General features: G+C 62.8%; 25 protein-coding genes. 7 read left to right on the top strand and 18 right to left on the bottom strand.

The features are described 5' to 3' along the window. Positions 1–97: 97 nt before the first annotated feature. Together LDB26_RS18480 and LDB26_RS18475 are read right to left on the bottom strand one after the other, a co-directional pair. The gene (locus LDB26_RS18480) at positions 98–742 is read right to left on the bottom strand and encodes a class I SAM-dependent methyltransferase (RefSeq protein ID WP_062062525.1); all 645 of its coding nucleotides are present in this window, start codon (positions 740–742) and stop codon (positions 98–100) included. Between the two features lie 154 nt (positions 743–896). Next, the gene (locus LDB26_RS18475; RefSeq protein ID WP_257539486.1) at positions 897–3,191 is read right to left on the bottom strand and encodes a CDC48 family AAA ATPase; all 2,295 of its coding nucleotides are present in this window, start codon (positions 3,189–3,191) and stop codon (positions 897–899) included. Between the two features lie 341 nt (positions 3,192–3,532). On the opposite strand from LDB26_RS18475, the gene LDB26_RS18470 reads away from it, so the two are divergent. Together LDB26_RS18470 and LDB26_RS18465 are read left to right on the top strand one after the other, a co-directional pair. Continuing rightward, on the top strand, positions 3,533–4,411 hold the full coding sequence (locus LDB26_RS18470; RefSeq protein ID WP_062062519.1) for a LysR substrate-binding domain-containing protein: 879 nt from the start codon (positions 3,533–3,535) through the stop codon (positions 4,409–4,411). A 75-nt stretch (positions 4,412–4,486) separates the two neighbouring features. Beyond that, the gene (locus LDB26_RS18465) at positions 4,487–5,650 is read left to right on the top strand and encodes a diguanylate cyclase (protein WP_257539484.1); all 1,164 of its coding nucleotides are present in this window, start codon (positions 4,487–4,489) and stop codon (positions 5,648–5,650) included. A 17-nt stretch (positions 5,651–5,667) separates the two neighbouring features. On the opposite strand, the gene LDB26_RS18460 is transcribed toward LDB26_RS18465, so the two are convergent. Beyond that, positions 5,668–6,339 carry a glutathione S-transferase family protein gene (locus LDB26_RS18460; RefSeq protein ID WP_062062514.1) on the bottom strand — a complete coding sequence of 224 codons (672 nt, stop codon included), beginning with the start codon at positions 6,337–6,339 and terminating at the stop codon, positions 5,668–5,670. A gap of 170 nt (positions 6,340–6,509) precedes the next feature. On the opposite strand from LDB26_RS18460, the gene acs reads away from it, so the two are divergent. Then, positions 6,510–8,456: an acetate--CoA ligase gene (acs, locus tag LDB26_RS18455; RefSeq protein ID WP_257539483.1), complete on the top strand. Its 1,947-nt coding sequence runs from the start codon at positions 6,510–6,512 to the stop codon at positions 8,454–8,456. 22 nt (positions 8,457–8,478) lie between these two features. On the opposite strand, the gene LDB26_RS18450 is transcribed toward acs, so the two are convergent. Both LDB26_RS18450 and LDB26_RS18445 read right to left on the bottom strand, forming a co-directional pair. After that, positions 8,479–9,687, bottom strand: coding sequence for an FAD-dependent monooxygenase (locus tag LDB26_RS18450; RefSeq protein WP_257539482.1), 1,209 nt, complete (start codon positions 9,685–9,687; stop codon positions 8,479–8,481). 308 nt (positions 9,688–9,995) lie between these two features. Then, positions 9,996–11,084 carry a branched-chain amino acid aminotransferase gene (locus LDB26_RS18445; RefSeq protein ID WP_062062505.1) on the bottom strand — a complete coding sequence of 363 codons (1,089 nt, stop codon included), beginning with the start codon at positions 11,082–11,084 and terminating at the stop codon, positions 9,996–9,998. A gap of 148 nt (positions 11,085–11,232) precedes the next feature. Between LDB26_RS18445 and LDB26_RS18440 the strand changes: the two genes are divergently transcribed. Both LDB26_RS18440 and LDB26_RS18435 read left to right on the top strand, forming a co-directional pair. Beyond that, positions 11,233–12,246 (top strand): low specificity L-threonine aldolase, encoded by a 1,014-nt coding sequence (locus LDB26_RS18440; protein WP_257539481.1) that lies wholly within the window; start codon positions 11,233–11,235, stop codon positions 12,244–12,246. Continuing rightward, positions 12,246–13,145 carry a DMT family transporter gene (locus LDB26_RS18435; RefSeq protein ID WP_062062502.1) on the top strand — a complete coding sequence of 300 codons (900 nt, stop codon included), beginning with the start codon at positions 12,246–12,248 and terminating at the stop codon, positions 13,143–13,145. The genes LDB26_RS18440 and LDB26_RS18435 overlap by 1 nt, the downstream gene beginning before the upstream one ends. Here the strand turns inward: LDB26_RS18435 and LDB26_RS18430 are convergent. The 11 genes from LDB26_RS18430 to LDB26_RS18380 form a co-directional block, all read right to left on the bottom strand. After that, positions 13,142–13,297, bottom strand: a complete 156-nt coding sequence (locus LDB26_RS18430; protein ID WP_156415216.1) for a hypothetical protein — start codon at positions 13,295–13,297, stop codon at positions 13,142–13,144. The two genes, LDB26_RS18435 and LDB26_RS18430, sit on opposite strands and share 4 nt — an antisense overlap. 97 nt (positions 13,298–13,394) lie before the next feature. Further along, positions 13,395–14,195 carry an NAD(P)-dependent oxidoreductase gene (locus LDB26_RS18425; protein WP_062062499.1) on the bottom strand — a complete coding sequence of 267 codons (801 nt, stop codon included), beginning with the start codon at positions 14,193–14,195 and terminating at the stop codon, positions 13,395–13,397. 18 nt (positions 14,196–14,213) lie between these two features. Continuing rightward, positions 14,214–14,573, bottom strand: coding sequence for an iron-sulfur cluster assembly accessory protein (locus LDB26_RS18420; protein ID WP_062062497.1), 360 nt, complete (start codon positions 14,571–14,573; stop codon positions 14,214–14,216). After that, the gene (locus tag LDB26_RS18415) at positions 14,573–15,034 is read right to left on the bottom strand and encodes an SUF system Fe-S cluster assembly protein (RefSeq protein WP_257539480.1); all 462 of its coding nucleotides are present in this window, start codon (positions 15,032–15,034) and stop codon (positions 14,573–14,575) included. Before LDB26_RS18415 ends, LDB26_RS18420 begins: the two co-directional genes overlap by 1 nt. Continuing rightward, on the bottom strand, positions 15,031–16,254 hold the full coding sequence (locus LDB26_RS18410; RefSeq protein WP_257539479.1) for a cysteine desulfurase: 1,224 nt from the start codon (positions 16,252–16,254) through the stop codon (positions 15,031–15,033). The genes LDB26_RS18415 and LDB26_RS18410 overlap by 4 nt, the downstream gene beginning before the upstream one ends. Further along, positions 16,251–17,003 carry a SufD family Fe-S cluster assembly protein gene (locus tag LDB26_RS18405; RefSeq protein ID WP_257539478.1) on the bottom strand — a complete coding sequence of 251 codons (753 nt, stop codon included), beginning with the start codon at positions 17,001–17,003 and terminating at the stop codon, positions 16,251–16,253. The genes LDB26_RS18410 and LDB26_RS18405 overlap by 4 nt, the downstream gene beginning before the upstream one ends. Then, entirely contained in the window at positions 17,000–17,761 is a 762-nt protein-coding gene (sufC, locus tag LDB26_RS18400) for a Fe-S cluster assembly ATPase SufC (RefSeq protein ID WP_257539477.1), read from the bottom strand. Before sufC ends, LDB26_RS18405 begins: the two co-directional genes overlap by 4 nt. A 4-nt stretch (positions 17,762–17,765) precedes the next feature. After that, the gene (locus LDB26_RS18395) at positions 17,766–18,221 is read right to left on the bottom strand and encodes a hypothetical protein (RefSeq protein WP_062062482.1); all 456 of its coding nucleotides are present in this window, start codon (positions 18,219–18,221) and stop codon (positions 17,766–17,768) included. A gap of 133 nt (positions 18,222–18,354) precedes the next feature. After that, a complete protein-coding gene (gene sufB, locus LDB26_RS18390; protein WP_062062479.1) occupies positions 18,355–19,839 on the bottom strand; it encodes a Fe-S cluster assembly protein SufB in 1,485 nt (494 codons plus the stop codon). Positions 19,840–19,852: 13 nt separating this feature from the next. Continuing rightward, positions 19,853–20,263 (bottom strand): Rrf2 family transcriptional regulator, encoded by a 411-nt coding sequence (locus LDB26_RS18385; protein WP_062062476.1) that lies wholly within the window; start codon positions 20,261–20,263, stop codon positions 19,853–19,855. 121 nt (positions 20,264–20,384) lie between these two features. Further along, positions 20,385–21,329, bottom strand: a complete 945-nt coding sequence (locus tag LDB26_RS18380) for a helix-turn-helix domain-containing protein (RefSeq protein WP_373886136.1) — start codon at positions 21,327–21,329, stop codon at positions 20,385–20,387. A 352-nt stretch (positions 21,330–21,681) separates the two neighbouring features. Here LDB26_RS18380 and LDB26_RS18375 point away from each other — a divergent pair, with 352 nt between their 5' ends. Both LDB26_RS18375 and ggt read left to right on the top strand, forming a co-directional pair. Continuing rightward, positions 21,682–22,719, top strand: a complete 1,038-nt coding sequence (locus LDB26_RS18375; protein WP_257542198.1) for a quinone-dependent dihydroorotate dehydrogenase — start codon at positions 21,682–21,684, stop codon at positions 22,717–22,719. A 50-nt stretch (positions 22,720–22,769) separates the two neighbouring features. Then, complete coding sequence (gene ggt, locus LDB26_RS18370; RefSeq protein WP_062068387.1) at positions 22,770–24,470, top strand: gamma-glutamyltransferase; 1,701 nt, start codon at positions 22,770–22,772, stop codon at positions 24,468–24,470. Between the two features lie 3 nt (positions 24,471–24,473). Here ggt and LDB26_RS18365 read toward each other — a convergent pair whose 3' ends face one another. Both LDB26_RS18365 and LDB26_RS18360 read right to left on the bottom strand, forming a co-directional pair. Further along, positions 24,474–24,968 carry a hypothetical protein gene (locus LDB26_RS18365; RefSeq protein ID WP_257539476.1) on the bottom strand — a complete coding sequence of 165 codons (495 nt, stop codon included), beginning with the start codon at positions 24,966–24,968 and terminating at the stop codon, positions 24,474–24,476. Positions 24,969–25,036: 68 nt separating this feature from the next. Further along, positions 25,037–25,468 carry a SufE family protein gene (locus LDB26_RS18360; protein ID WP_257539474.1) on the bottom strand — a complete coding sequence of 144 codons (432 nt, stop codon included), beginning with the start codon at positions 25,466–25,468 and terminating at the stop codon, positions 25,037–25,039. Positions 25,469–25,508 lie beyond the last annotated feature (40 nt).

The raw sequence follows: 25,508 nt of genomic DNA, 5'->3' as shown, positions 1-25,508 counted from the left end.
CTTTTCCGTCGGCGAGCGCCTTAGCATGAAAGCATCGCCGGGCGGAACCCACGCCATGACGGCTCTACAGGAACCGGCAGGCGTTAGCAGCCGCTGATCAGGCCGCCTGCGCCAGTGCCTCGTCCCGCAAGGCGTGGAACGTCCGGCAGGGCGGGATATTGCGCCACACCGTTCGTTCGGTCACCCGCATGAAGATGGGTGTCAGCAAGCGGCGCACGAAAGCGGAATATTGATAGACGAGGAACGCTCCGCCAGATCGCAGGACGGCATGGGTTTCCGCGCAAATCGCTTCGCCCACACCCTCGGGCAGCGTGGAGAAAGGAATGCCCGACAGGACATAGTCCGCCTGCCGGAAACCGGCTTCCGTGACAAAGCGGCGCACATCCACGGCCGAACCATGAACGACACGCAGGCGCGGATCGCTGATTTCCGCCTCCAGATAAGCGACGAAATCAAGATTGAGGTCGATCGCGATCAGCTTTGCCTCGGGATGGAGGCGGTCGAGGATCGTCTGGGTAAAGGTGCCCACACCCGGCCCATATTCGACGAACAGGCGCGTCGTGTCCCAGTCCACGTCGTCCAGCACGGTATCAACCAGCGCCTGGGATGAAGGGATGACGGAACCGATCATGCCGGGATGCTTCACGAACTGGCGGAAGAACATGCTCCATTGTCCCAGGAACTTGGCCTTTCGGCCCGGCCGCCGGGCGGCATGATTTTTCTTCAGCGGAATGGAGGCCATCAATTGTTCGCCTGTTCTGATTACCGTTTCGTCCGGTTGCAAATCCGGGCGCTGCTTGCAAGCAGCTTTGCAATGCTGACCCCATATCGCCAGACCCCAATCGAACGCGCGGGCGGCGACATGGGTTCATCCGCCGCCCGCATGTTTCGCGCGTTCAATCGCGCCTGTTGCGGGCGTTCAGCATGCCCGGCGCGACAAAGCCGATGGGATCGACCTGCATCACGCTTTGCTTAAGCGTAGCCTGGATCTGCTCATATTCGCGTTCCATCTCCGGCGTGACGGATGCGCGAGTTTCCTCCAGCGCCGCCTCGAACTGGGCCATGCCAACCTTCTCTATGGAGAGCGACTGGCGCAGCGCGATCAGGCCCGCGCGGCGCACCAGATCCTCCAGATCCGCGCCGGTGAAGCGTTCCGTCCGCGCCGCGAGGGAATCCAGATCCACATCGTCAGCCACAGGCATCTTCTTGGTATGGATCGACAGGATATGCCGCCGCCCGGCCTCGTCGGGCACGGGGACATAAATCAGCTCGTCGAAGCGGCCCGGCCGTAGCAATGCTGGATCGACCAGTGTCGGCCGATTGGTCGCGCCGATGACCACAACCGATTGCAGTTCCTCCAGCCCGTCCATCTCGGCGAGGATGGTGTTCACCACCCGTTCCGTCACCTGCGGTTCACCAAGGCCATTGCCTCGCGCGGGGACGAGGCTATCCAGCTCATCGATGAAGATGACCGTGGGTGCCACCTGCCGCGCGCGGGCGAAGAGGCGGGCGATCTGCTGTTCGCTCTCCCCATACCATTTGCTGAGCAGATCGGACGATTTGGTAGCGATGAAGTTCGCCTCCGCCTCCCGCGCGACCGCCTTGGCCAACAGCGTCTTGCCGGTGCCGGGCGGGCCGTAGAGCAGGAAGCCCTTGGCCGGACGGATGCCGATGCGGCGGAAGGCATCCGGGTCTTTCAGCGGAAGCTCCACCCCTTCCTTCAGGCGCATCTGCGCGTCGCCAAGGCCGCCTATATCGCCCCAGCCGATATTCGGGGCCTGCACCATCACCTCGCGCATGGCGGAAGGCTGGACACGCTTGATCGCGGCCATGAAATCATCCCGCGTGACGGAAAGCTCTTCCAGCACATCGGGCGGGATGATCCCTTCCTCCAGATTGAGGCGCGGCATGAAACGGCGCACTGTCTCGATCGCCGCCTCACGGGTGAGCGCAGCAAGGTCGGCGCCGACGAATCCGTATGTCATGCGCGCCAGTTCGGTGAGGTCGACCCCCTCCGCCAGGGGCATGCCGCGGGTGTGAATACCCAATATCTCACGCCGCCCGCGTTCGTCGGGAACGCCGACGATGATTTCGCGATCGAAACGGCCTGGACGGCGCAGCGCCTCGTCAATCGCCTCGGGCCGATTGGTCGCGGCAATGACGACGAGGTTGGTGCGCGGCTCCAGCCCGTCCATCAGCGTCAACAATTGCGCGACGAGACGCTTTTCCGTCTCACCCGTTACCTGCCCCCGCTTAGGCGCGATGGAATCGATTTCGTCGATGAACAGGATCGATGGGGCGGACTTGGTCGCCGCCTCGAAAATCTCGCGCAACTGCTTTTCGGATTCGCCATAGGCGGAGCCCATGATTTCCGGGCCGTTGATGAGGAAGAATTCCGCTTCCGATTCATTGGCGACCGCGCGGGCCAGCCGCGTCTTGCCGGTGCCTGGCGGACCATGGAGCAACACGCCCTTGGGCGGATCGACGCCCAGCCGCTCGAACAGTTCGGGATAGCGCAGTGGCAGCTCCACCATCTCGCGCAGCTGGTCGATCGCATCGGCCATGCCACCGACATCATCATAGGTGACATCGGCCCGCCGCAGGTCGCGCGGTTCTTCATATTCGGCGCGCAATTCGACTTCGGTGTCGGCGTCGATATGGACAAAACCCTTGGGTACGGTCGATACGACCACCAGACGGATTTCCTGCAAGGCATAAGCCGGCGCGGCCAGCATTTGCCTGAGTTGAGGCGGCATATCGCCGGGCGGCACCTGCTGCTGGCCGGAGGTTGCGACGATGTCACCTGCGGTCAATGGCCGCTGATAAAAGACGCGTTTCAAGGCGTCGGGATTACCCTGAAGCCGCAAATTGCTTTGTGCAGGCGCGAAGATCACCCGCTGGGCGGGGCGCAGCTCCACCTTGCGGATGTGCACGAAATCGCCCGAGCCCACGCCCGCATTGGCGCGCTGCAACCCATCAAGGCGCAACACGTCCAGCCCTTCATCCTCCTTATAGGGTCGCACCACGCGGGCAGGAGTCGGGCGCTTGCCGGCGATCTCGACCACATCGCCTTCGGCCAGGCCCAGTTCCGCCATCACTGCCAGCGGCAGGCGCGCCAATCCGCGCCCCGCATCCTCAGGCCGCGCATTCGCCACATGAATCCTGCGCCCTGCATTGTCCTGATCCGCCATCGGCACCCCTCGTTCCTGTCTCCTGCGTAACGAGATAGGAAATGCGCGGGCGAAGGAAAAGGGCGCATCGCTCGCCCCACCAAAACAAAAAAAGGGCCAGCCCGAAGGCCAGCCCTGAAAGTTTATAGGAGAGGATGCCTGAAAGGCCTTTTCTATGTGCGGTGCAGCAGCTATTTTTGCAAGTGCGAAAGAAATCGGGCAAGTTGCAAAAAATGCATCTTGCCAATTGACGGATATTGCTCATCATTGAATGGAGGATGCTGATAAGTCGGCTGACGCACCATCCAACAAAGATATGATGCGGTGCGACGGCCTGGATATTCTGGAATTTCGACGGATTTATGCGCAGACTGCCGCCTCTCACGGCCCTGGAGGCCTTTGTTCAGGTTGCCCGCCTTGGTTCGGTCAAGGCGGCGGCGGAGGAACTTGCGCTATCGACACCGGCCTTGAGCCGCCGGGTGCAGGCGCTGGAGCGTTTCATTGGGCGTTCGCTATTCGACCGCAAGCATCAGGCGCTGGAAATCAACGCCGACGGGCAGCGGTTGTTGGACGATATCGCCCCCGCGCTGGATTCACTCAGCCAGGCGCTGGAAAATATTCAGAGCGGTGGCAATCAACTGCGCCTGCGGCTGGCTGTCATGCCTCTGTTCGCAACACAGCGCCTGTTTCCTCGGCTGGGCCAATTACGGCAGATGCATCCCCAGCTACATATCGATATCGAAACCACCCCTTATGCCGTCGCGCGGCTGGGCGAGGGACTGGATGCAGCCATCGTGCTGGCGAAGGACATCGACCCCGCGCTCTACGCGCATGAACTGGATCATGACGAAGTCTATCTGATCGGGCGGCGCGCCCTGCTGGAGCAGCCCCATCCATTGAGCACGCCGGAGGAGCTATCACAACACACCATATTGCTGCACCGCGACATGACGTTGGCCTTCGACGCATGGAAGGAAGCGGTCGGCCTGCCCGACCTGCAACCGCTGGCGGTCGACAATTATGATTCGGGCCAGCTCATGCTGGAAGCCGCGGCACAGGGATTGGGCGTCGCCGTGATGCATGCCAGCCATTTCCAGCAGGCGGCGGACGAACGGCTGGTCCGCCTGTTCCCGACCAGGGTGGAAAGCCCCTATCGTTATTTCTTCGTCTGCCGTCCGCGCGCATTGCAGACGCGTTCTGTCCGCATATTCCGCGACTGGCTGGTTTCGGCGGATATCTGAACGCGATTCCAATGGCTTTTCAGAATTTGTTTGATAGGGATTTAACCCTCCTTGCGCCCTGCCGTTCTCCCTTGCATGAGCGCAGCACCCTCTCCTTTCGCCAGCCCTCCGCATGGGCTTACCGACCGCCTGACGCGATGGGCGCGTGGCCTATCGGGCAAAGCCGAAGAGGGGGAGGAAGAAACGCCGGTTGAACGGCGGTCGCGCGCCAGCACGGCAGCCAATCGGGAAATTACGCGCCGGCGCAAGCTGTATGACGATATTGGTGATTTCCTGTTCGCGCATGATCTGGACCTGACGTCGATGAATTTCTCCGTCGCGCTCGATTATCTGACGGGCACGAATATCGGCATCGAAAAGGCGGTGAAGGCCGTAATGATGGAACGCGGTCAAGTCACCAATAGCTGGGTCGAAACTGTCGTCGCCGAACAGCGCGCCGACGAAATCACGCCCGAAGCGCTGGCGGCCATGCTGGACAAGGTAGAGGAAAATCTGACCCTGTTCACTGGCCTGATGCATGAATCGCGCAGCAGCGCCAAGGATTACGGCGCCGCCCTGCAGGAACATGCCAAGGATCTGGCATCAGGCGGCGACGCGGAAACCGTGCTTGGCCGGCTGGTCAGCCTGACCCGGTCGATGGTGGAAAAGACGCGACAGGTCGAAACCCAGCTTCGCGACAATCAGAAGCAGACGCAGGCGCTGAGATCTAGCCTGGAAAACGCCCGCCAGGCTGCCGAGCATGACTTCCTGACCGGCCTGCCCAACCGCCGCGCCTTTGAAGGCGCGCTGCGCGAGGAACTATCGCTGGCGCGGGCGCAGGGCGAGCCGCTGGCCATCGGCTTCTGCGACATCGATCATTTCAAGATCATCAACGACACCCACGGGCACGACACGGGCGACCGGGTGCTGAAATTCGTGGCGGGCCTGCTGACGAAGATTTCCAACGACCGCTGCCATGTGGCGCGCCATGGCGGGGAGGAATTCGTGATGCTATTCCGCGGCAAGACGGCGTCCGAAGCCTGCGCGCTGGTCGACAAGGTGCGCGAAGATCTGGCGGGCCGCAGCCTCGTCAACCGCGCCAATGGTGAGAAAATGGAACAGGTCACCTTCTCAGCTGGCGTCGCCGATGTGCTGGAATATGAACATCCCCGCGCCGCTCTGCGGGCTGCGGACAGAGCACTCTATCTAGCCAAGGAACATGGCCGCAACCGCGTCTATGTAGCAGCGGATACGGATTGAGCCGTTTTCGTCCGCGCCTAGAAATCGGGCTTTTCATAATGGGGCGGCGGAGTGATGACCTCCATCCGCTCCGACAGCAGCGGGCGGAAGGACGGGCGCGACTTGAAGCCGGCATACCAACGTTTCACCGTTTCATGCCCCGCCCAGTCGATGCCACCTAGATAATCCGCCACAGATAGATGCGCCGCCGCCGCGACATCGGCAAGGCTGAGCGTTCCGCCCGCCATCCAGGCGCGGTGGTCGAGCAGATAGTCCATATAATCCATATGAATGTTGGCGCGTTTCATCGCCTCGCGCAGGACACGGGCGTCAGGTGGAGCACGTTCGATCAGGCGCTTTTTCATCCGCTCGTGGAGCAGCGGGCCGACCACGTCGCCATAAAAATTCTGGTCGAAAAAAGCGGTCAGCCGGCGCACTTCCGCCCTTCCCGCTGCAGTGCCGGAAATCAGTGGGAATTTTTCCACGGTTTCCTCGAAATATTCGCAGATCGCCTGACTGTCGATCAGGGTCAGGCCCCCTTCCCGATCCACCATGACAGGCGTGGTGCCCGCGGGATTGAGGTCCAGAAATTCGTCGCGCATGTCCCATGGCGATTCGCGCACAAGATCATAGCCCACGCCCTTCTCGCCGAGCAGAAGGCGCACCTTGCGTGAGAAGGGACAAAGCGGGAATTGATAAAGCTGCCACATGTCCCTGTCTGTTAGGCGCGCGCACGACATTGGGAAAGCGGCAAAATGGGGAAATTCCGTAGCGATCGCGAAACGATCTGCGTGAAAAGCGGGGTCGTCCATCTTCCGGTTTGCGCCATCCCGTCCTAGGTAGGGAAGGCGATAAATCGCTGCAAAGGAAAGGATGCCCCATGTCTAACGATTTCTTCCCGGTTCCCGCGACATGGGCCAAGGATGCGCTGCTGGACCGGGAGGGGCGGGCGGCGGATTACCGGCGCTCGATCGAGGACAGCCATGATTATTGGCTGGAGCGGGCTAAGCGGCTGGCTTGGATCACCCAGCCCACGCGCACCGACGAAAGCAGCTTTGCCGAAGCAGATTTCAACGTGAAGTGGTTCGCGGACGGACAGATCAATGTCAGCGTCAATTGCATCGACCGGCATCTGGCGGAACGGGGCGATCAGGTCGCGATCATCTGGGAACCCGATTCCCCGGAAGAGGAACCGCGCCGCTACACCTACAAACAGGTGCATGAAGAAGTCTGCCGCTTCGCCAATGTGCTGAAAGGCGCGGGCGCGAAGAAGGGCGACCGGATCACCATTTACCTGCCGATGATCCCGGAGGCCGCCTTCGCCCTGCTCGCCTGTGCGCGGATCGGGGCGGTCCACAGCGTCGTCTTCGGCGGCTTTTCGCCCGAAGCGCTGGCCGGGCGCATCATCGATTGCGATTCGACGCTGGTCATCACCGCCGACGAAGGACGGCGCGCGGGCAAGGCCGTGCCGCTCAAGGCCAATGTCGATGCGGCGCTCCATGACTGCGCCAGCGTGAAGCGCGTGATCGTGGTGAAGGCGACCGGCGGCGCGGTGGCGATGAAGGACGGACGCGACCTGTGGCTGCATGAGGAAGCGGGACGCGTTTCCGCCGACTGCCCGCCCGAAACCATGAACGCCGAAGATCCACTGTTCATCCTCTACACCTCCGGATCGACCGGCAAGCCCAAGGGGGTGCTGCACACGAGCGGAGGCTATCTGCTCTGGGCCGCCCTCACCCATGAGTTGTGCTTCGATTACCGGCCCGGCGACATCTGGTGGTGCGCGGCGGACATCGGCTGGGTCACGGGTCACAGCTATATCGTCTATGGGCCGCTGGCGAACGGGGCGACCACGCTAATGTATGAAGGCGTACCCAACTGGCCGACGCCCAGCCGCATCTGGGAAGTGGTCGACCGGCATCAGGTGCACGCCGTCTTCACCGCCCCCACAGCGTTGCGCGCGCTGATGCGGGAAGGCGACGAGTTCGTTACACGCACCAGTCGCCAGTCGCTGCGCCTGCTGGGCACGGTGGGCGAGCCGATCAACCCGGAAGCATGGCGCTGGTATCATCATATCGTAGGCGAGGATCGCTGCCCGATCATCGACACCTGGTGGCAGACCGAAACCGGCGCGGCGATGATCGCGCCGATGCCGGGTGCCACGGACCTGAAACCTGGCTCCGCCACTCTTCCCATGCCCGGTGTCGTCCCGCAGATCGTGGATGGCGAGGGGCAGGTGCTGCACGGCGCGGCGGAGGGCAACCTCGTCATCGCGCAGAGTTGGCCGGGACAGATGCGAACCGTTTGGGGGGATCATGATCGCTTCTTCCAGACTTATTTCACCACCTTCCCCGGCAAATACACGACGGGCGACGGAGCGCGGCGGGATGCCGACGGCTATTACTGGATCACGGGGCGCGTGGACGACGTCATCAACGTATCCGGGCACCGCATGGGCACGGCGGAGGTCGAAAGCGCGCTGGTGCTGCATGAAAGCGTCGCGGAGGCGGCGGTGGTCGGCTTCCCCCACGACATCAAGGGGCAGGGCATCTATGCCTATGTAACCTTGAACGCGCATGAGGAGCCGAGCGAGGACCTCCGCAGGACACTCAGCGCATGGGTGCGGACGGAAATCGGCCCCATCGCGACGCCCGACGCCATCCAGTTCGCGCCAGCGCTGCCCAAGACCCGCTCAGGCAAGATCATGCGTCGTATCCTCCGCAAGATCGCGGAGGGTGAGACATCGGCTCAGGCGCTTGGCGACACCAGCACGCTGGCCGATCCGTCGGTGGTGGATAATTTGGTGGCGAATCGGGTGGGAGGATAGGAGAGCAACTGGCGAGGTGGCCCTAAACCATCTCGCCCGTCAGCAGACGGGGGAGAGCCCCGGATTCGCCCCGCGCTTCGGCCATGAAGCGGTTCTTGAGGACGGACGTGCGCTGCACGGCGGCAAGACCCGCACGGCGGATGGCTGAAGGGATGCGACCGGGAATGTCGAACAACCGGACAAGGCCGTCCATCGCCACGCTGACCGACAGGGAATCGAGGCTCCGCCAGCGCTGATAGCGTGCCAGAAGCTGCGCGTCGCCCGGATCGAGGCCAAGGCGCATCCCTTCCACCAGCACTTCCGCCAGCGCCGCGACATCACGGAAACCAAGGTTCAACCCTTGCCCTGCGATGGGATGGATGGCGTGGGCCGAATCGCCCACCAGCGCAAGGCGCGTGTCGGTGATCCGCGCCGCATGATGGAAACCCAGCGGATAGGATGATCGCGGCCCCGCCAGCGAAATCTCGCCCAGAAAGCCGCCCATGCGCTTCTGCGCTTCGGCGAGCCACGCCCGTTCCGACAGCTTCATCATCGCGGGCGCCTGCTGCGTCGGCACCGTCCACACGATGGCCGAGCGCGTTCCTGGCAGCATCGGCAGCAGCGCAAAGGGGCCGCCGACATAGAAGATTTCATAGGCCGTGTTGCCGTGCGGCACTTCATGGTCGATGGCCGTGACCATCGCGACATGCTTATATTGCCAGCGAGTCGTGCGGATACCCGCCGCTTCGCGCGTAGGGCTGTTGCGGCCCTCCGCCGCAACTAGCAACCCACCGCACAGTTGCGCGCCACTGGCGAGCGTCAACGTCACGCCATCCGCGCCGCGATCCACGGCGACAGCGCGATCGGGCTGGAAGCGGGTGAGGTTTCCTGCCTTCTCCGCCGCCTGGGCGAGCGCCACGCGCAAGTCGCGATTGGGGAACATGACACCCATCACGCCGTCATCCGCATCCGGCGCGAAGTCGAGGGCGCCGGGCTGCAAGCCGTCGCTGACCCAGATGCGATCGATGGGACAACCCTTGCCCTCCAGCAGATCGGCGACCCCGATGGCGGAGAGCATGGCATGGCTGGTCGAGGAAATGGCCGACACCCGCCCGTCGAAACCGGCGGCGGTGGTTTCGACCGGATCGGCGGGGTCAATCACGGCGCAGCGCACACCGTGGCCCGAAAGAGCGATGCCAAGGGTAAGGCCGACGAGGCCCCCGCCCAGAATCACGACGTCAAAGCGTTGCATGAGCGCCTGTCTAGGCGGTCGGGCAGCGGAAGGGAAGCGGTGGTATCGAGGATGGAGTTGCGTCATTTGCACGAGGCTATCGGCTTGTCATGGCAGGTTTCGGTCAATGGCGGTTCCCACTCCGCTCGCCCTGAGTAGTGGCTGAGCGAAGTTGAAGACCGACGTCGAAGGGTCTTGCGCGACATCAGTCCTTCGATATGCCACTTCGACAAGCTCAGTGGCTACTCAGGACGAACGGATTTGAGTGTCCACAAACCACCCAAATTCGCCCGTGGAAAACCACTCCTACAAAGGCAGAAGGCCGCTCTTTACAGCCTGCGTACCCAGTTCACCGGATCGGCCACCGTGCCACGCTGGATGCCGGTCAGGTCAGCGCGCAGCGATTCTGTCACCATGCCGCCATCGCCATTGCCGATGGTGAAATCGCCCTCCACGCTCTTGACCGTGCCGATGGCGGTTACCACCGCCGCCGTGCCGCAGGCGAAGGCTTCGCGCAGCTTGCCACTGGCCGCGTCCGCGCGCCACTGGGCGAAGCTGTAGGGTTCCTCGCGCACGTCATGGCCCTTGTTGCGGGCCAGCTTCATGATGCTGTCGCGGGTGATGCCGGGCAGGATCGTACCGAGCGGCGGAGTCACGATCGCCCCATCCTCCATCACGAAGAAGATGTTCATGCCACCCAATTCCTCGACCCACTTATGCTCTGCGGCGTCCAGGAAGACGACCTGATCGCAACCATGAGTGCTGGCTTCGGCCTGCGCGATCAGCGAAGCGGCATAGTTGCCGCCGCATTTGGCGGCGCCGGTGCCGCCGGGCGCGGCGCGGGTATAATGTTCCGACACCCACAGGCTGACAGCCTTCTTGCCGCCCTTGAAATAGGCACCCGCAGGCGATGCGATGACACAGAAAATATAGTCCTTGGCCGGTCGCACGCCTAGGAACGCCTCACTCGCGAACATAAAGGGGCGCAGATAAAGGCTTCCCTCACCATCCGGAATCCAGCCCGCGTCGATCTTCACCAGTTGCTCGACCGCTTCTAGGAAGAGGTCTTCGGGAATGGGGGGCATCGCCATGCGGTGCGCCGATTCATTGAAACGGCGGGCATTTTCCTCCGGCCGGAACATGGCGACGTTGCCGTCGGCAAGGCGATAGGCCTTCATGCCTTCGAATATTTCCTGTGCATAATGCAGGACCGCGCAGGCCGGATCGAGCTGAAACGGCTCACGCGGTCCGAGCATATGGCTGTGCCAGCCCTGCCCCTCAGAATAGCGAATCGTCACCATATGATCGGTGTGAATGCGCCCAAAGCCCGGATCTTCCAACAATACGGCGCGCTGGTCAGCCGCCACAGCCTTGCTGTTGGGGATGACGGTGAAGCGCGATGTCTGCTGGACGTCCATGATAACTACTCCTTCGGCTTGGACGCGCGCCCTATGTCACAAAGCGGGCGACGAAACAATGTTGCGCGATGGATTTGAGTCCATTGACTGATAAATGGACCGGCGAGCGACGCTTGCGCTTTGCCGGAAGGCGATTATCCCGCTCGTCATGCATTTCTTTTCCGACAACGCCACGCCCGTCTGTCCGCCTGTCATGGCCGCCATCGCCGCCGCTGACCGGGAGGATCATGGCTATGATCGCGACGCATGGAGCGCGCGGCTGGACGGTGCCTTTTCCGATCTGTTCGGCACGCCTGCAAAAGCCATATGGGTGGCGAGCGGGACGGCCGCGAACAGTATCGCGCTTGCCTGCCTGTGCCCGCCCTATGGCGGCATCGTCGCGCACGAAGAGGCGCATGTCGCGGTAGACGAATGTGGCGCGCCGGCTTTCTTTACTCACGGCGCCAGCCTGATGACGCTGCCGGGCGAAGGCGCGAAGCTGTCACCTGATGCGGTGCAAGAGCGGCTTGGGACAATCCGCCCGGACGTGCACCAGATGCCTGCGCGAGCGATTACCATCACCAACGCAACCGAATATGGCCTCGTCTATACGCCGGACGAGGTGGCGCGCCTGAGCACCGTAGCGAAAACGCATGGCATGGGCCTCCACATGGACGGCGCGCGCTTCGCCAATGCGGTGGCGCATCTGGACTGCGATCCGGGCGACATCACATGGCGCGCGGGCGTCGACGTGCTGAGCTTCGGCTGCGTCAAGAATGGCGGCATGGTGGGCGAGGCGCTGGTTTTTTTCGGCCCGCAGGCCAACGTGCGGGCGGCTGAGGCCGAGCGCTGGCGCAAGCGGTCGGGGCATCTCGTTTCGAAAGGGCGCTATCTCGCCGCGCAGATCCTCACGCTGCTGGAGGATGATCTGTGGCTGGCCAACGCCCGTGCGGCCAATGAAGCGGCGCAGGTGCTGGCGGCGAACGCGAGCGGCAGGCTAATGTATTCGGTGCAGGCCAATGAACTGTTCTTAGAGCTGACGGCGGCGGAAGCGGCAAGCCTGCGCGCGCAGGGCTTCGAATTCCATGACTGGGGCGAAGGCGCGGCCCGGATCGTCACCAACTGGTCGCAGGATGCTGCAAGTGTCGAAGTGCTCGCCCAGGCGTTGCGGGCACTCGGCTGATGGAGCAGCAGCCGGCAAAAAGCGGCGTGATCCTCCCCTTCCTCCTCGTCACCTTGATCTGGAGTTCGACCTGGATCGTGATCCGCGACCAACTGTCGGCGGTGCCGCCAAGCTGGTCTGTCAGCTACCGCTTTCTGGTGGCGGGATTCGCTATGGTCCTGTTCGCGTTGGCACGGCGGGTGCCGCTGCGCCTGCCGCCGAAAGGTATCGCTTTTGCCGCATTGCTGGGACTCGCGCAATTCGTGCTCAACTTCAACTTCGTCTATCGCGCGGAGCATTATCTGACCTCCGGCGTGGTCGCGACCGTCTATGCGATGCTGCTGATCCCCAACAGCATCCTGTCCTGGATCGCCTTTCGCCAACCGGTGAGCCGCGCCTTCATCGCCGGATCGGCCATCGCCATCGCGGGAATCGCATTGCTGCTGGTAAAGGAATATCGCGCGGCGGAAATCGCATCCGATGCGGTGCTGCTGGGCGTGGCGCTCAGCATCGCTGGGCTGTTCAGTGCATCGGCGGCCAATGTCATGCAGGGGATGTGGATCGCCCGGCGGCTGCCGATGGTGGCGGTGTTGAGCTGGGCGATGCTGATCGGCGGGGCGATGGACGCGGCCTATGCATGGATTACGGTGGGGCCGCCGGTGATGGAATGGCGAGCCGCTTATGTAATGGGGATATTGTGGTTGGGGATAGCGGGATCGGTCGTCACCTTCCCACTCTATTTCCAGTTGATCCAGCGCATCGGCGCGGCACGGGCAGCTTATAGCAGCGTACTGATCCCGGTGATCGCCATGCTGATCTCCACGGTGGCGGAGGGCTATCGCTGGACTGCCCTATCCATCGCGGGAGCCGCGCTGGCGATCCTGGGCATGATCATCGCGCTGCGAGCGAAGAAAAATTAGCGCGGCACGCCCAGTTCGTAACCACGCTTGGCCGCGTTCACCCGCGAAAGGAGGTGTGCGATCGGTTCAGGCTTGCGAGGCGCGCGAGCGGGCACGGACAGGCTGGCCATCCGCTGGCTGATTGCGGCAAAAGCAAGGTCGATTGAGTCCATCTGTCCGATCCCATGGTGGTGAGGACATAGGCTTTCGGACCAGCGTGGTTAACATAGGGTAACCATGGGTGCGGCGATGCGACGAACCGATTCACGCCTATTGAGAAAAGCAGCCAGCCAGCCCTTCGTGATAGGTTGGGTAGCGCGGCTTCCAGCCGAGGAGGCGCTTGGCCCGCCCGTTCGCAACCCGGCGATTTTCCGTATAGAAGGCGCGGGCCATGGGAGACAGCTTCGCCTCTTCCGGCGTCAGCAGCGGCGGGAGTGGTAGGTGCAGCAGCGCGCAGGCCGCCTGCGTCACCGCATTTTGCGGCGCGGGCAGGTCGTCAGCCAGATTATAGACGCCCGGCGGCCCATCGAAAGATGCGACGACGCCCGTAACAATGTCGTCAACATGCACACGGCTGAAGACCTGTCCCGGCAGATCGATGCGATGCGCTTTCCCCTCTCGCACACGGTCCAAAGCGCTACGACTGGGGCCATAGATGCCGGGCAGCCGAAAACGGCGCATATCGGGGCGAAGCGCGCCCCATGCCAGATCGGCTTCCGCGCGGGCGGTGCGACGGCCCTCACCCACCGGGCTGGCTTCGTCGACCCATGCGCCGTCCGCATCGCCATAGACGCCGGTGGAGGATAGATAGCCAGTCCAGAGCGCGGGCGCGGCGGCGATGGCGACGCCATAGCGGGCAAGGGCAGGATCTCCTTCCCCGTCCGGCGGGACGGAGGAGAGGATATGCGTGGTGTTAGCAATGGCAGCGCGGACAGCTGGTTCATCGTCAAACGCCAATGCTTCGGGACCAGCCGTGCGGCGCACCCCCGTGACCTGCCAGCCCTGTGCGCGCAGCCGTCCCGCTAGGCGCGCGGCGGTGTAGCCCAGCCCCAGGATCAACATATGCGGCATGATACGGCCCACCAACGCTTAGACGGTGAAGCTCTCGCCGCAACCGCAACTACCCTTGGCATTGGGATTGTTGAAGACGAACCCTGCGGTAAAATCGTCCTCCACCCAGTCCATCGTCGATCCGACCAGATAGAGCACCGACGCGCCGTCGATGTAGAATATGCCGCCAGGCGTTTCGATCTTCTCGTCGAACTTCACCTCATCGGTCACATAGTCGACCGAATAGGCAAGGCCCGAGCAGCCCCGGCGCGGAGTCGAAAGCTTGACGCCGATCGCCCCTTCAGGCGCCTGAGCCATAAGCTCCGCGATGCGCTGTTCCGCGCTCGGCGTCAGGACGACGGCAGCGGGACGGGCGCGAGCTTTGGTTTGCGTCGTCATCAGAGCATTCCCAGTTCCAGCTTGGCCTCGTCCGACATCTTGCCGGGGTCCCATGGCGGATCCCAGACGAGGTTCACCTCTACATCGCCCACGCCCGGCACCGCGCCGACGCGCAGTTCCACTTCGCCCGGCATGGATTCAGCGACCGGGCAATGCGGCGTCGTCAGCGTCATGGTGACGACGGCATGGCCGTCCTGTGTGACGTCCACTCCGTAGATGAGGCCAAGATCATAGATGTTCACCGGAATTTCCGGGTCGAAGATTTCCTTGAGCGCATCGATAATCGCATCATACAGGTCGCCGCCCGGCTCGCCCACTGGCGTCCCGGCGGGCTTTTGCGAAAGGAAGCCTTCCAGATAGTCGGGCTGGCGCGGCTGCTCGCCTCCGGCATCGTCCAGACGCGCCTTGGGCGGCGCTTCCACGCTTTCCACTTCCTCGACCATAATCTTCCGCTCGGTCATCCGAAGATCTTCCTCACTCGTTCGATACCTTTGACCAACGCGTCCACATCGCTCTCGTCGCTGTAGACACCAAAGCTCGCCCGCGCCGTCGCCTCTACACCCAGATGACGCATCAACGGCTGAGCGCAATGGTGCCCGGCGCGGATGGCCACGCCCGTTTCATCCAATATGGTGCCGACATCGTGCGGATGCACCCCCTCCACCTCAAAGGAAAGAATGCCTGCCGAATCCTCCGGGCCGAAAACGCGCACGCTATTCAGCTTTTCCAGCGCCGTCCGCGCCTTGCCCACCAACGCGCATTCATGGGCATGGATAGCGTCCAGCCCGATCGCCTGCACATAATCGATCGCGGCGGACAGCCCAACTACGCCGACGATATGCGGCGTCCCTGCCTCGAACCGCGTGGGCGCGGGAGCATAGGTCGTCTTTTCGAATGTCACCTTGTCGATCATCGACCCACCGCCCTGATAGGGGGGCATGGCATCGAGCAGTTGCTTGCGCGCCCACAGCACGCCGATGCCGGTCGGCCCATAGAGCTTGTGCGCGGAAAAGGCGTAGAAGTCGCAATTCAGCGCCTGCACGTCGACGGCAAGGCGCGGCACGGCCTGGCACCCATCGATCAGGAGCTTCGCGCCGACCGAATGGGCGATGTCGGCGGCGCGCCGCACGTCCAGCACGCTGCCCAGCACGTTCGAAACATGGGCGAGCGCTACCATTTTATGCCCGGGGGTAATTATCGCGGCCATGGCATCAAGGTCGATCTTGCCATCCGCCGTCAGGGGCACGACGTCGATCTCTGCACCGACTTTCTCGGCCACCATCTGCCACGGCACGATATTGCTGTGATGCTCCAGCATGGACAGCAGGATACGATCCCCCGCCTCCAACTGCTCGCCAGCCCAGCATGTCGCGACGAGATTGATGCCCTCGGTCGCACCGCGGACATAGACGATCTCGCTGTCGCTCGCCGCGCCGATGAAGTTCGCGACCTTCCGCCGCGCCGCCTCATAGGCCAGCGTCATATTCGCGGATCGCTCATAGACGCCCCGATGCACCGTGGCATATTCCACGCCGTAGGCGCGGGCGATGGCGTCGATCACCGCTCGCGGCTTTTGCGCTGTGGCGGCGCTGTCGAGATAATGCCAGTCGCCCCCATTTCCATCCAGAAGGCCGGGGAAATCATGGCGCAGGTCGAGGCGATCGAAGGCGCGGACGGTCATACCAGCACCTCCAGCTTGGCGATCGCCGCCGCTTCCAGTGCCGCCTTCACCGCTTCGTCGGCCATATCGTCGAACACGCCAGCGACAAAGGCCTTCAAAAGCAGCGTCTTGGCTGTCGCGGGGTCCATGCCGCGCGAGGCCATGTAGAACAGCGCCTGTTTGTCGAGTTCGCCCACTGTCGCACCATGCGCGCATTTCACATCGTCGGCGTAGATTTCCAGCTCTGGCTTGACGTTCGCGGTCGCCGTGCGGTCCAGCAGCATCGCCTTCACCGACTGGAAGGCGTCGGTGCGCTGCGCGCCGCGAGCGACATTGATGCTACCGAGATAGCTGCCAGTAGCATGATTGCCCAGGATCGACCGGATCGTCTGCCCGCTGGTGGCGTCCGGCGCGGCATGGGTGACGGCAGTGACGATCTCCAGCGTCTGTTCGCCGCCGCCGATGATTGCGCCGTTCAATTCGAAATGCGACCCCCTGCCCAACGTGACGTTGATCGTCACCCGCCCGAATTTGCCGCCGATATTGAGCACATGAAAATCGCAGCGCGCACCGTCCGCAATGGTGATGGCATAGTCATACACCGCCACCGCGCCATCGGCTGCGTTCTGCAACAGATGATGGCGCGCCGTTTCATCCGCCGCGACGTCGATGCGCGTGGGCGCGGGCGTCGGCCAGATGGCAGCCAGCGCATCGACGTCGCTGTAACGCCAATCTTCCTGCCTGCGCGTGGGAAGAGCGATTGTCGTCACGCCGCAACCACCTCGGCCCCGACCACATCGGCATAGCCTTCGCGTTCCAGTTCCAGCGCGAGTTCCGGCCCGCCCGACTTCACGATCCGGCCGCCAGCCAGCACATGCACGAAGTCCGGCTTCACATAGTCGAGCAGCCGCTGATAATGTGTGATGAGCAGCACCGCCTTATCGGGGCGCCGCATGATCGCATTGATGCCCGCGCCCACGGTCTTGAGCGCGTCGATGTCGAGGCCGCTGTCCGTCTCGTCCAGGATCGCCAGCTTCGGGTCGAGTATGCCCATCTGCACCATTTCGGCGCGCTTCTTCTCGCCGCCCGAAAAGCCGACATTCACCGGGCGCTTGAGCATTTCCATGTCGAGGCCCAGCAGCGCGGCCTTCTCCTTGGCGAGCTTGATGAACTCGCCGCCGTTCAGTTCCTTCTCCCCCCGCGCGCGGCGCTGCGAATTGAGGCTTTCGCGCAGGAATTGCAGGTTGGAAACGCCTGGAATCTCAACGGGATACTGAAAGCCCAGGAACAGCCCGGCGGCAGCGCGCTCATGCGGCTCCATTTCGAACAGGTCCTTCCCCAGGAAAGTCGCGCTGCCGCCCGTCACCTCGTAACCGGGGCGGCCGCCCAGCGTATAGGCCAGCGTCGACTTGCCCGCGCCGTTCGGTCCCATGATCGCATGGACTTCGCCCCCATTGATGGAAAGCGACAGCCCCTTGAGGATCACCTTGCCGTCAATCTCGTTCGAGAGGTTTTCAATTGTCAGCATGCATTCAATCCTTGTGCGCGCGCTGGAGCGTCCGCGCGGTCCAGAAGGCCATGTCGCGAACGTCGCCCGGAGCGGGAAACAGTGTGTCGATGTGGCGCTTGATCGGCATATAGGGCCACCAGTCGGCATCCGGCTCGGGCGCACCTTTTTCCAGCAGCGCGACGACGAATTCGCTAACCGGCCCCATGCGGGCGAGGTTGGGGGCCTTGGCCTTGTGGAACGCCTTGTCGGTCCGCAGGCGCTCGGTCATCGCCTTGTCGCCTGCCTCCAGCGCGGCGCGGCATTCGACCTGATATGCATCGAGGTCACCGAAATCCTTGGCGGCGCGTGTCTGAAGTTCGCCCTCTTCCAACTCATAGTCCTCGGTCAGGATACGGATCGCGGCGGTCCACGCCTGTCCATTGCCAACATCCTCCGCGAAATCGGCGAGGGCATCCTGAATATCGTCTTCGTCGCTCAAGGTTCAGTCCTTCAAACTCTCACATTCTTCGTCGCCCCGAACTTGTTTCAGGGTCCATTTCTCTTCGCGCCCTTTCACCTTCGAAAGCCAAGTGGATGCTGAAACAAGTTCAGCATGACGCGTGGAAAAGTCGTTAGCCCACGCTCCCCTCAAGGCTGATGCCCAACAGCTTCTGCGCCTCGACCGCGAACTCCATCGGCAGCTGTTGCAACACTTCCTTGGCGAAGCCGTTCACGATCAGCGACACCGCGCTTTCCTGATCCAGCCCGCGCTGCATCGCGTAGAAAAGCTGGTCATCACTAATCTTGGAAGTGGTCGCCTCATGCTCGATCTGCGCGGAGGGATTACGCACCTCAATATAGGGCACAGTATGCGCGCCGCATTGGTCGCCCAGCAGCAGACTGTCGCACTGGGTGAAGTTCCGTACACCTTCCGCGCCCGGCGCCACGCGCACCAGCCCGCGATAGGTGTTATTCGAACGCCCCGCGCTGATTCCCTTGGACACGATGGTCGACCGCGACCCCTTGCCGTTGTGGATCATCTTGGTGCCGGTATCAGCCTGCTGCAGATTGTTGGTCAGCGCCACCGAGTAGAATTCACCCACGCTGTTCTCGCCATTCAGCACGCAGCTCGGATATTTCCAGGTGATCGCCGACCCGGTTTCCACCTGGGTCCAGCTGACCTTGCTGTTGCGACCTTGGCACAGCGCCCGCTTGGTCACGAAATTATAGATGCCGCCCTTGCCGTTCTCGTCGCCCGGATACCAGTTCTGGACGGTCGAATATTTGATTTCCGCATCGTCCAGCGCGACCAATTCGACCACTGCGGCATGGAGCTGGTTCTCGTCGCGCATCGGCGCGGTGCAGCCTTCGAGATAGCTTACATAAGCCCCCTCGTCCGCGACGATCAGCGTGCGTTCGAACTGCCCCGTATTCTCGGCATTGATGCGGAAATAGGTGGAAAGCTCCATCGGGCAGCGCACGCCCTTGGGAATGTAGACGAAGGTGCCGTCGGAAAAGACCGCGCAATTGAGCGTGGCGAAATAATTGTCGTGCATCGGCACGACCTTACCCAGCCACTTCTTCACAAGGTCCGGATATTCGCGCACCGCCTCACTGATCGAGCGGAAGATGACACCTGCCTCCTCCAGTTCCTTGCGGAAGGTGGTAGCGACGGAAACCGAATCGAACACCGCATCGACCGCGACCTTGCGGCTGCCCTTGACCCCGGCCAACACTTCCTGCTCGGCGATGGGGATGCCCAGCTTCTGATAGGTGGCCAGGATTTCCGGGTCGACCTCATCCAGCGAATTCAGCTCCGCCTTCTTCTTCGGCTCGGCGTAATAATAAGCATCCTGATAGTCGATGGGCGGAATATTGAGCTTGGCCCATTCCGGCGCTTCCATCTTCCGCCACATGGCGAACGCCTTCAGGCGCCATTCGAGCAGCCATTCCGGCTCGTTCTTCTTGGCGGAAATGAAACGGACGGTATCCTCGCTCAGCCCCTTGGGCGCGAAATCCTGCTCGATAGCCGACGACCAGCCATGCTCGTAAGTGGAGGCGCGCTCAGCCGCCTCATGCGCTTCGAGATTACGGATGCTAATCGTTTCCTGCGTCATACCATTTCTCGTATCAGGCCAATTCTCGTGTCAAACTGGCGATTGTCACTCTCGCAAGGGCCGAACGAATCGCACTGTTCGCCGCATTCATATGCGGACGGATGCGGCAATCCTGCTCCAATGTGCAGTCATGCGCGCCATGTTCGGCACAAGCAGTCATGGCAATGGGACCTTCCACCGCCTCCACCACATCCGCCAGCGTAATCGCCGCCGGGGGCCGCGCCAGCCGCACGCCGCCGCCGGTGCCGCGACTCGACTCAAGCAGGCCCGCAGCTGACAGCCGGCTGACCAGCTTCTGCGCCGTGGGCAACGGAATGCCGGTTTCAGCGGCAAGCGTGGTCGCATTCATCTTTGCGGCTCCGCAATGGCGGGCAGCGGCAGACATCAGCACCACGGCATAGTCAGCGAAGCTCGACAGTTTCATCCCGCGTCCAGTTGCGAACCATTCTCAAATCGGATCGAATCAATCCGATTGGCATGTGGTCCTCCAACGGCGGATTATCAAGGCTTTTCTCATAGCATCCGCTACAAAAGCGGAGCGGCGTTCAGCTCATGCGATTGATGACGGCCACGTCTCCGCCCAGCGACCGGCGCAACAGCGTCAACTGCGCGACGGCGGTCGGATCATTCTGCAATTGCTGGGGCGTCAGGCCGATGAAATGCTTGATCTCGCGGATGAAATGGGACTGGTCATAAAATCCCCCTTCGTCGCACAGCACCTGCCAGCTTTCCCGGTCCAGCACGATCCGCGCGCTGCATCGAAGCGCCCTGTATTTGCGCGCCAGCAGCTTGGGCGGCGCACCATAATAGCGGTTGGTAAGCCGCGCGAGTTGCCGCGGCGAAAGCCCGGTGCGGTCGGCCAGTATTTCGATTCGCGGCGATCCTTCGTCCATCAGCCAACCATCCACCGCCTCGAGCAGGCGCCAGGTCGTGTCGGGCAACGGCTTGATCCGTGTCTGGAGGAATGACCAGCAAAGCGACGCAATTGCATCGGCATCCTCCATGCCTTGGAGCTTTTGCAGCAATCGCCCATATTCGGCATCGCATGTCACCATGTCGAAGGCGCTGTCCGCCATGCTGTTCGCATCGTCGCCATAAAGCGCGATCCATCCGGCGGGAAGCAGCGATATGCCCAGCACCCGCGACGGTTCTTCCAGACGGAACCGTGTCGCGCCAAAGGTCGGCCCCAACAGGCAAACCTCTGGCGTCGGCATCACCATGCCGTCCTGAAAGATGTAATTGCCGCCTCGCCCGCCCAGCCGGAAGCGCAGTTGGGGCACATCCGCACGCGTTGCGTCGGCATAACCCGAAGAGGAAACGCTGAAAATATAAAGCGAACCGAAATAAGCGCATAGTGGTTCGGGCGGAGCGAAATAACGCAGCCTGACCGGACCCTGCGCCGCTTCGACGGTATAAGAAAGCGGCGCGCCGTCATCCGCAGCGACGACCCCTGCTACCCCCCCGGGTGTGTATTGAGGATACAACCCCATATTTATGACCCCCGCTATCCAATATCTCCCTTCGCGACGGCTTCGCAAGAAAATTTGGTTAAAATCGGGAAACAATCCAGTGTCATGCACAAGACACATATAAAAATGGCCCGGCAGCTTTCACTGCCGGGCCAGGAAAAGGTCTCGTTCGGCCATGTGGCCTTGGAGCCTTCGGGTCGCAGCCCTGCTTTACGCCCGAATCGGGGAAAGATTATTGGATGGATCGGACATTGGCTGACTGAAAATGTCTCAAAATATTACGATTCCAGCCATGAAAACTGATCTGGATCAGCTGTTGCCCAATCGCAACAGCGACTCGACGGATGCGAGCGGCGCTGGCATAGCAGCCGCCATGTCCTATCGCCTGATCCGCCCCCTCGTTTTCGCCTTCGACGCCGAACGGGCGCACCACCTGTCCATCGCCCTGCTGCGGATGATGCCGACTCCGCCCGCCCTGCAACCCGATCCCATGCTGGCCCAGACGGTCGCGGGCATCGCCTTCCCCAACCCGGTGGGACTGGCCGCCGGTTATGACAAGGAAGGACTGGTCGCGCACAAGATGCATGGCCTGGGTTTCGGCTTTGCGGAACTGGGGACGCTGACCCCCCTGCCGCAGCCGGGCAATCCCCTGCCCCGCCTGTTCCGGCTGGAGGAGGACCGGGCCGTCATCAACCGCATGGGCTTCAACAATGGTGGACAAGCGGCGGCGGCAGAACGAGTCGCCAAGCGGCGGCGGAATGGAAGCGCGGTTATCGGCATCAATATCGGCGCGAACAAGGATGCGACGGATCGTATCGCGGATTACGCCACAGGCGTCACCTGCATGATGCCGCTCGCCGATTATCTGACGGTCAACATTTCCTCTCCCAACACGCCGGGCCTGCGCGCGCTTCAGGACCGGGCGGCGCTCGATCAGCTTTTGGGCGCGGTGATGGCGGCACGGGGCTCGGACCGGACGCCCATTTTCCTCAAAGTCGCTCCCGACCTCGAACCGGCGGATGTGGAGGACATCGCCGCCGCCTGCCTCGACCACCACATCGACGCGCTGATCGTGTCCAATACCACCATTTCGCGCCCGCCCTTGCGTTCGGCCCATGCGGGCGAGACAGGCGGCCTGTCGGGCGCGCCGCTGCACGACCTTTCGCTGGAGAGGTTGCGCGATTTCCGCCGCCTGTTGGGCGCCCGCCTGCCGCTGATCGGGGTCGGCGGCATATCCGATGCCGAACAGGCCTATGCCCGCATCCGCGCCGGGGCGAGCCTGATCCAGCTCTACAGCGCGCTGGTCTATGAAGGGCCGTATCTGGCGAAGCGCATCAATGCCGGATTGAAGACCCTGCTGCAACGCGACGGCTTGCGGACGATCAGTCAGGCAGTCGGTATCGACGCCTGATCCGGACAGGCAGGCTTGCAGCCAGCGACGCGGGCGATAGGGTGGCCGCCATGACATTCCGCTTCCTGGCCCTGCTGGCCCCCCTCGCTCTCGTCGCCCTTTCCCCCGCACCACTATCGGCGCGCGAGCCCGTTGCGCTCAACGCCACGGTATCCGCCGCCGATCCGCGCGCAGCCCAGGCGGGACAGGATATCCTACGCAAGGGCGGCAGCGCGACGGACGCTGCCATCGCCATGATGCTGGCATTGAACGTGGTCGAACCGCATAACAGCGGCATCGGCGGCGGCGGCTTCCTGATGCATCATGATGGCGCGACGGGGGCGCTCGAATCCATCGACGGCCGCGAAACTGCCCCAGCCGCTGCAAAGCCCGACCGCTTCATGGGACCGGATGGACAGCCGCTTTCCTTCCGCGATGCATGGCCAGGCGGCTATTCAGTCGGTGTGCCGGGCAATCTGCGCCTCGCCTGGGACGCGCATCGCAAATGGGGCAAACTGCCCTGGGCCGACCTGTTCCAGCCCGCCATCCATCTGGCCGAGGACGGGTTCGAAGTGCGCCAAAGGCTCGACACCGCGATGAACGCCGTCGCGCCGATCTGGGCCGATTTCCCGGAAATTCGCAAATATTTCTGGATCGACGGCAAGCCCGCGCCGATCGGCACCATCCTCCAGAATCCGCCGCTCGCCGCCCTGTTCAGGCGTATCGCCGCCGAAGGACCCGACGCCTTCTATCTGGGCGACAATGCAAAGGCGATCGCGGACGCCGTCACCAACGCGCCGAAAAATCCGGTGCCGATGACACAGGCGGACCTTGCCGCTTATCAGGCCAAACCGCGCAAGCCCGTCTGCGGCAAATATCGCGTCTATACCGTCTGCGGCATGGGACCGGCCTCTTCCGGCGGTGTCACGGTTCTCCAGATCCTCGGCATGGTCGAACGCTTCCCGCTGGGCCAATGGGGTAAGGACGATGTGCGATCCTGGCATGTGATCGGGGAAGCGATGCAGCTTGCCTATGCCGACCGCGGCACATGGCTGGGGGACCCCGACTTCGTGGCCGTGCCGCTAGCGGGGCTGATCGACCCGGCCTATCTGAAACGGCGCTCCGCCCTCATCTCGCTCCGCAAGGCCCGCAACGACTACCAGCCCGGCCAGCCGCAGGGCGGGCAGCCGCGCACCGCATCCCGGCCCCAGCCCGAATCGGGCACCAGCCATTTCGTCGCCGTGGACCGCAATGGCGACATCGCCGCCTGGACCTCCACCATCGAAAGCTTCTTCGGCAGCCAGCTTGTCGCCAATGGCGTCATCCTGAACAACGAACTGACGGACTTCAGCTTCACGCCGGAAAAAAACGGCGCGCCCGTCGCCAACCGGGTGGAGCCGGGCAAGCGCCCGCTTTCCTCCATGTCGCCCACCATCGTCTATGACGCGGCGGGCACGCCGATCTTCACCGTCGGCGCGGCAGGCGGCAAGACCATCATCATGCAGGTCGCCAAGGCGCTGATCGCCCATTTCGACTGGGGCCTGTCCGCGCAGGATTCCATCGCGCTGGGCCTGGAATTCTTCAACGGCGACGGCCTCGTGCTGGAACAGGGCACATCGCTCGAAGCCATGAAGGCGCCGCTGGAAAGGCTGGGCCACCGCGTCGCCATCTCCCGCCTCGGCCTCAAGGCCAATGCCGCCGAGCGCCTGCCCGACGGCCATTGGGTGGGGGCTGCCGATCCGCGCAGCCCCGGCGTGTCCTTGCAGGAATGACGATCAGCTTTTCAGGTCCAGCCCCTCGACATTGAACTGGAACGGGAAGGTCCGGTCATCCTTGCCCACGGCCAGATTGACCTTCACCGTTTTCGCCTTGGCAATCGCCTCATAGGCATTTTGCGAAGGCATGATCTCGATCCCGTCATTGGTGTCGGCCATGCGACCCTTCCAGCGATGTTCCTTGCCGTCGTCCGTCACCGCCGTCACCGCGCAGTCGGACAGGTCGCAGCGGAACCGCGCGCCGACCAGCTTGACGGTCACGTCCTTCTCGCCATTGGTCATCGGCTGCACCAGCATCACCGAAAAGGTGTCGGGCGCGGTGATCGTCTGCACCGTGTTGGCGCTGCCAATATAGGCGACCTTCGGCTTGCCGCCGGTCCCACCGCCTTCATATTTCCACGTCTGCCCGATCTGCTCGCGCTGGGTCATGTCCTTCTCGCCCGATGAACAGGCCGCGATCAGCCCAAGGGCCGTCAAAGTCAGGATGGCGCGCATCGCCTCTCTCCTTCCATATATCATGTTACGGAAGGACAACGTCCGTGCGGAAACAGCGGTTGCGCGGGTCAGCCGCCGTAGCGACGAGCCGTTTCGCGGATAAGGGCAATCATGTTCGGAATCCCCTGCGTCCGATTGGAACTGAGCTGATTGCGCAGGTCGAACGGCGCCAGCGCCCCTTCTATATCCGCCGCGCCGATTTCCTCGGGCGTCCGGTCCTGCACGGTCAGCAGCACCAGCGCGATGATCCCCTTGGTGATCGCGGCATTGCTGTCGGCCAGGAAATGCAGCCGCTGCCCATGACCGGAATCGGCATCCAGCACGGTGGGATAGACCCACACCGCCGCCGAACAGCCGCGCACCAGCGTCGCGTCGGTCTTGAGCGCGTCGGGCATCGGCTCCAGTTCGCGGCCCAGATCGATCAACAGCCGGTAGCGATCGTCGGCGTCGAGAAACGCATATTCTTCGTGAAGATCGGCAAGGGCGCGCATCTGTGTCATGCCCGCCCATATAGGGGGAAAAGCGGGCGGCGAAACCCGC

Source organism: Sphingobium sp. CFD-1, assembly GCF_024611115.1.
GTDB lineage: Bacteria > Pseudomonadota > Alphaproteobacteria > Sphingomonadales > Sphingomonadaceae > Sphingobium > Sphingobium baderi_A.
This window is presented reverse-complemented; position numbering and strand designations above follow the sequence as displayed.

What these genes read in the sequence shown, in the direction of transcription:
- LDB26_RS18385 (WP_062062476.1), bottom strand. Translation starts at nt 20,263, where the DNA reads ATGAAACTGTCGAGCTTCGCTGACTATGCCGTGGTGCTGATGTCTGCC.
- LDB26_RS18420 (WP_062062497.1), bottom strand. Translation starts at nt 14,573, where the DNA reads ATGACGACGCAAACCAAAGCTCGCGCCCGTCCCGCTGCCGTCGTCCTG.
- LDB26_RS18435 (WP_062062502.1), top strand. Translation starts at nt 12,246, where the DNA reads ATGGAGCAGCAGCCGGCAAAAAGCGGCGTGATCCTCCCCTTCCTCCTC.
- LDB26_RS18470 (WP_062062519.1), top strand. Translation starts at nt 3,533, where the DNA reads ATGCGCAGACTGCCGCCTCTCACGGCCCTGGAGGCCTTTGTTCAGGTT.
- LDB26_RS18465 (WP_257539484.1), top strand. Translation starts at nt 4,487, where the DNA reads ATGAGCGCAGCACCCTCTCCTTTCGCCAGCCCTCCGCATGGGCTTACC.
- sufC (WP_257539477.1), bottom strand. Translation starts at nt 17,761, where the DNA reads ATGCTGACAATTGAAAACCTCTCGAACGAGATTGACGGCAAGGTGATC.
- LDB26_RS18445 (WP_062062505.1), bottom strand. Translation starts at nt 11,084, where the DNA reads ATGGACGTCCAGCAGACATCGCGCTTCACCGTCATCCCCAACAGCAAG.
- LDB26_RS18450 (WP_257539482.1), bottom strand. Translation starts at nt 9,687, where the DNA reads ATGCAACGCTTTGACGTCGTGATTCTGGGCGGGGGCCTCGTCGGCCTT.
- LDB26_RS18425 (WP_062062499.1), bottom strand. Translation starts at nt 14,195, where the DNA reads ATGCCGCATATGTTGATCCTGGGGCTGGGCTACACCGCCGCGCGCCTA.
- ggt (WP_062068387.1), top strand. Translation starts at nt 22,770, where the DNA reads ATGACATTCCGCTTCCTGGCCCTGCTGGCCCCCCTCGCTCTCGTCGCC.
- LDB26_RS18430 (WP_156415216.1), bottom strand. Translation starts at nt 13,297, where the DNA reads ATGGACTCAATCGACCTTGCTTTTGCCGCAATCAGCCAGCGGATGGCC.
- LDB26_RS18440 (WP_257539481.1), top strand. Translation starts at nt 11,233, where the DNA reads ATGCATTTCTTTTCCGACAACGCCACGCCCGTCTGTCCGCCTGTCATG.
- sufB (WP_062062479.1), bottom strand. Translation starts at nt 19,839, where the DNA reads ATGACGCAGGAAACGATTAGCATCCGTAATCTCGAAGCGCATGAGGCG.
- LDB26_RS18375 (WP_257542198.1), top strand. Translation starts at nt 21,682, where the DNA reads ATGTCCTATCGCCTGATCCGCCCCCTCGTTTTCGCCTTCGACGCCGAA.
- LDB26_RS18360 (WP_257539474.1), bottom strand. Translation starts at nt 25,468, where the DNA reads ATGACACAGATGCGCGCCCTTGCCGATCTTCACGAAGAATATGCGTTT.
- LDB26_RS18365 (WP_257539476.1), bottom strand. Translation starts at nt 24,968, where the DNA reads ATGCGCGCCATCCTGACTTTGACGGCCCTTGGGCTGATCGCGGCCTGT.
- LDB26_RS18480 (WP_062062525.1), bottom strand. Translation starts at nt 742, where the DNA reads ATGGCCTCCATTCCGCTGAAGAAAAATCATGCCGCCCGGCGGCCGGGC.
- LDB26_RS18380 (WP_373886136.1), bottom strand. Translation starts at nt 21,329, where the DNA reads ATGGGGTTGTATCCTCAATACACACCCGGGGGGGTAGCAGGGGTCGTC.
- LDB26_RS18415 (WP_257539480.1), bottom strand. Translation starts at nt 15,034, where the DNA reads ATGACCGAGCGGAAGATTATGGTCGAGGAAGTGGAAAGCGTGGAAGCG.
- LDB26_RS18475 (WP_257539486.1), bottom strand. Translation starts at nt 3,191, where the DNA reads ATGGCGGATCAGGACAATGCAGGGCGCAGGATTCATGTGGCGAATGCG.
- LDB26_RS18410 (WP_257539479.1), bottom strand. Translation starts at nt 16,254, where the DNA reads ATGACCGTCCGCGCCTTCGATCGCCTCGACCTGCGCCATGATTTCCCC.
- LDB26_RS18460 (WP_062062514.1), bottom strand. Translation starts at nt 6,339, where the DNA reads ATGTGGCAGCTTTATCAATTCCCGCTTTGTCCCTTCTCACGCAAGGTG.
- acs (WP_257539483.1), top strand. Translation starts at nt 6,510, where the DNA reads ATGTCTAACGATTTCTTCCCGGTTCCCGCGACATGGGCCAAGGATGCG.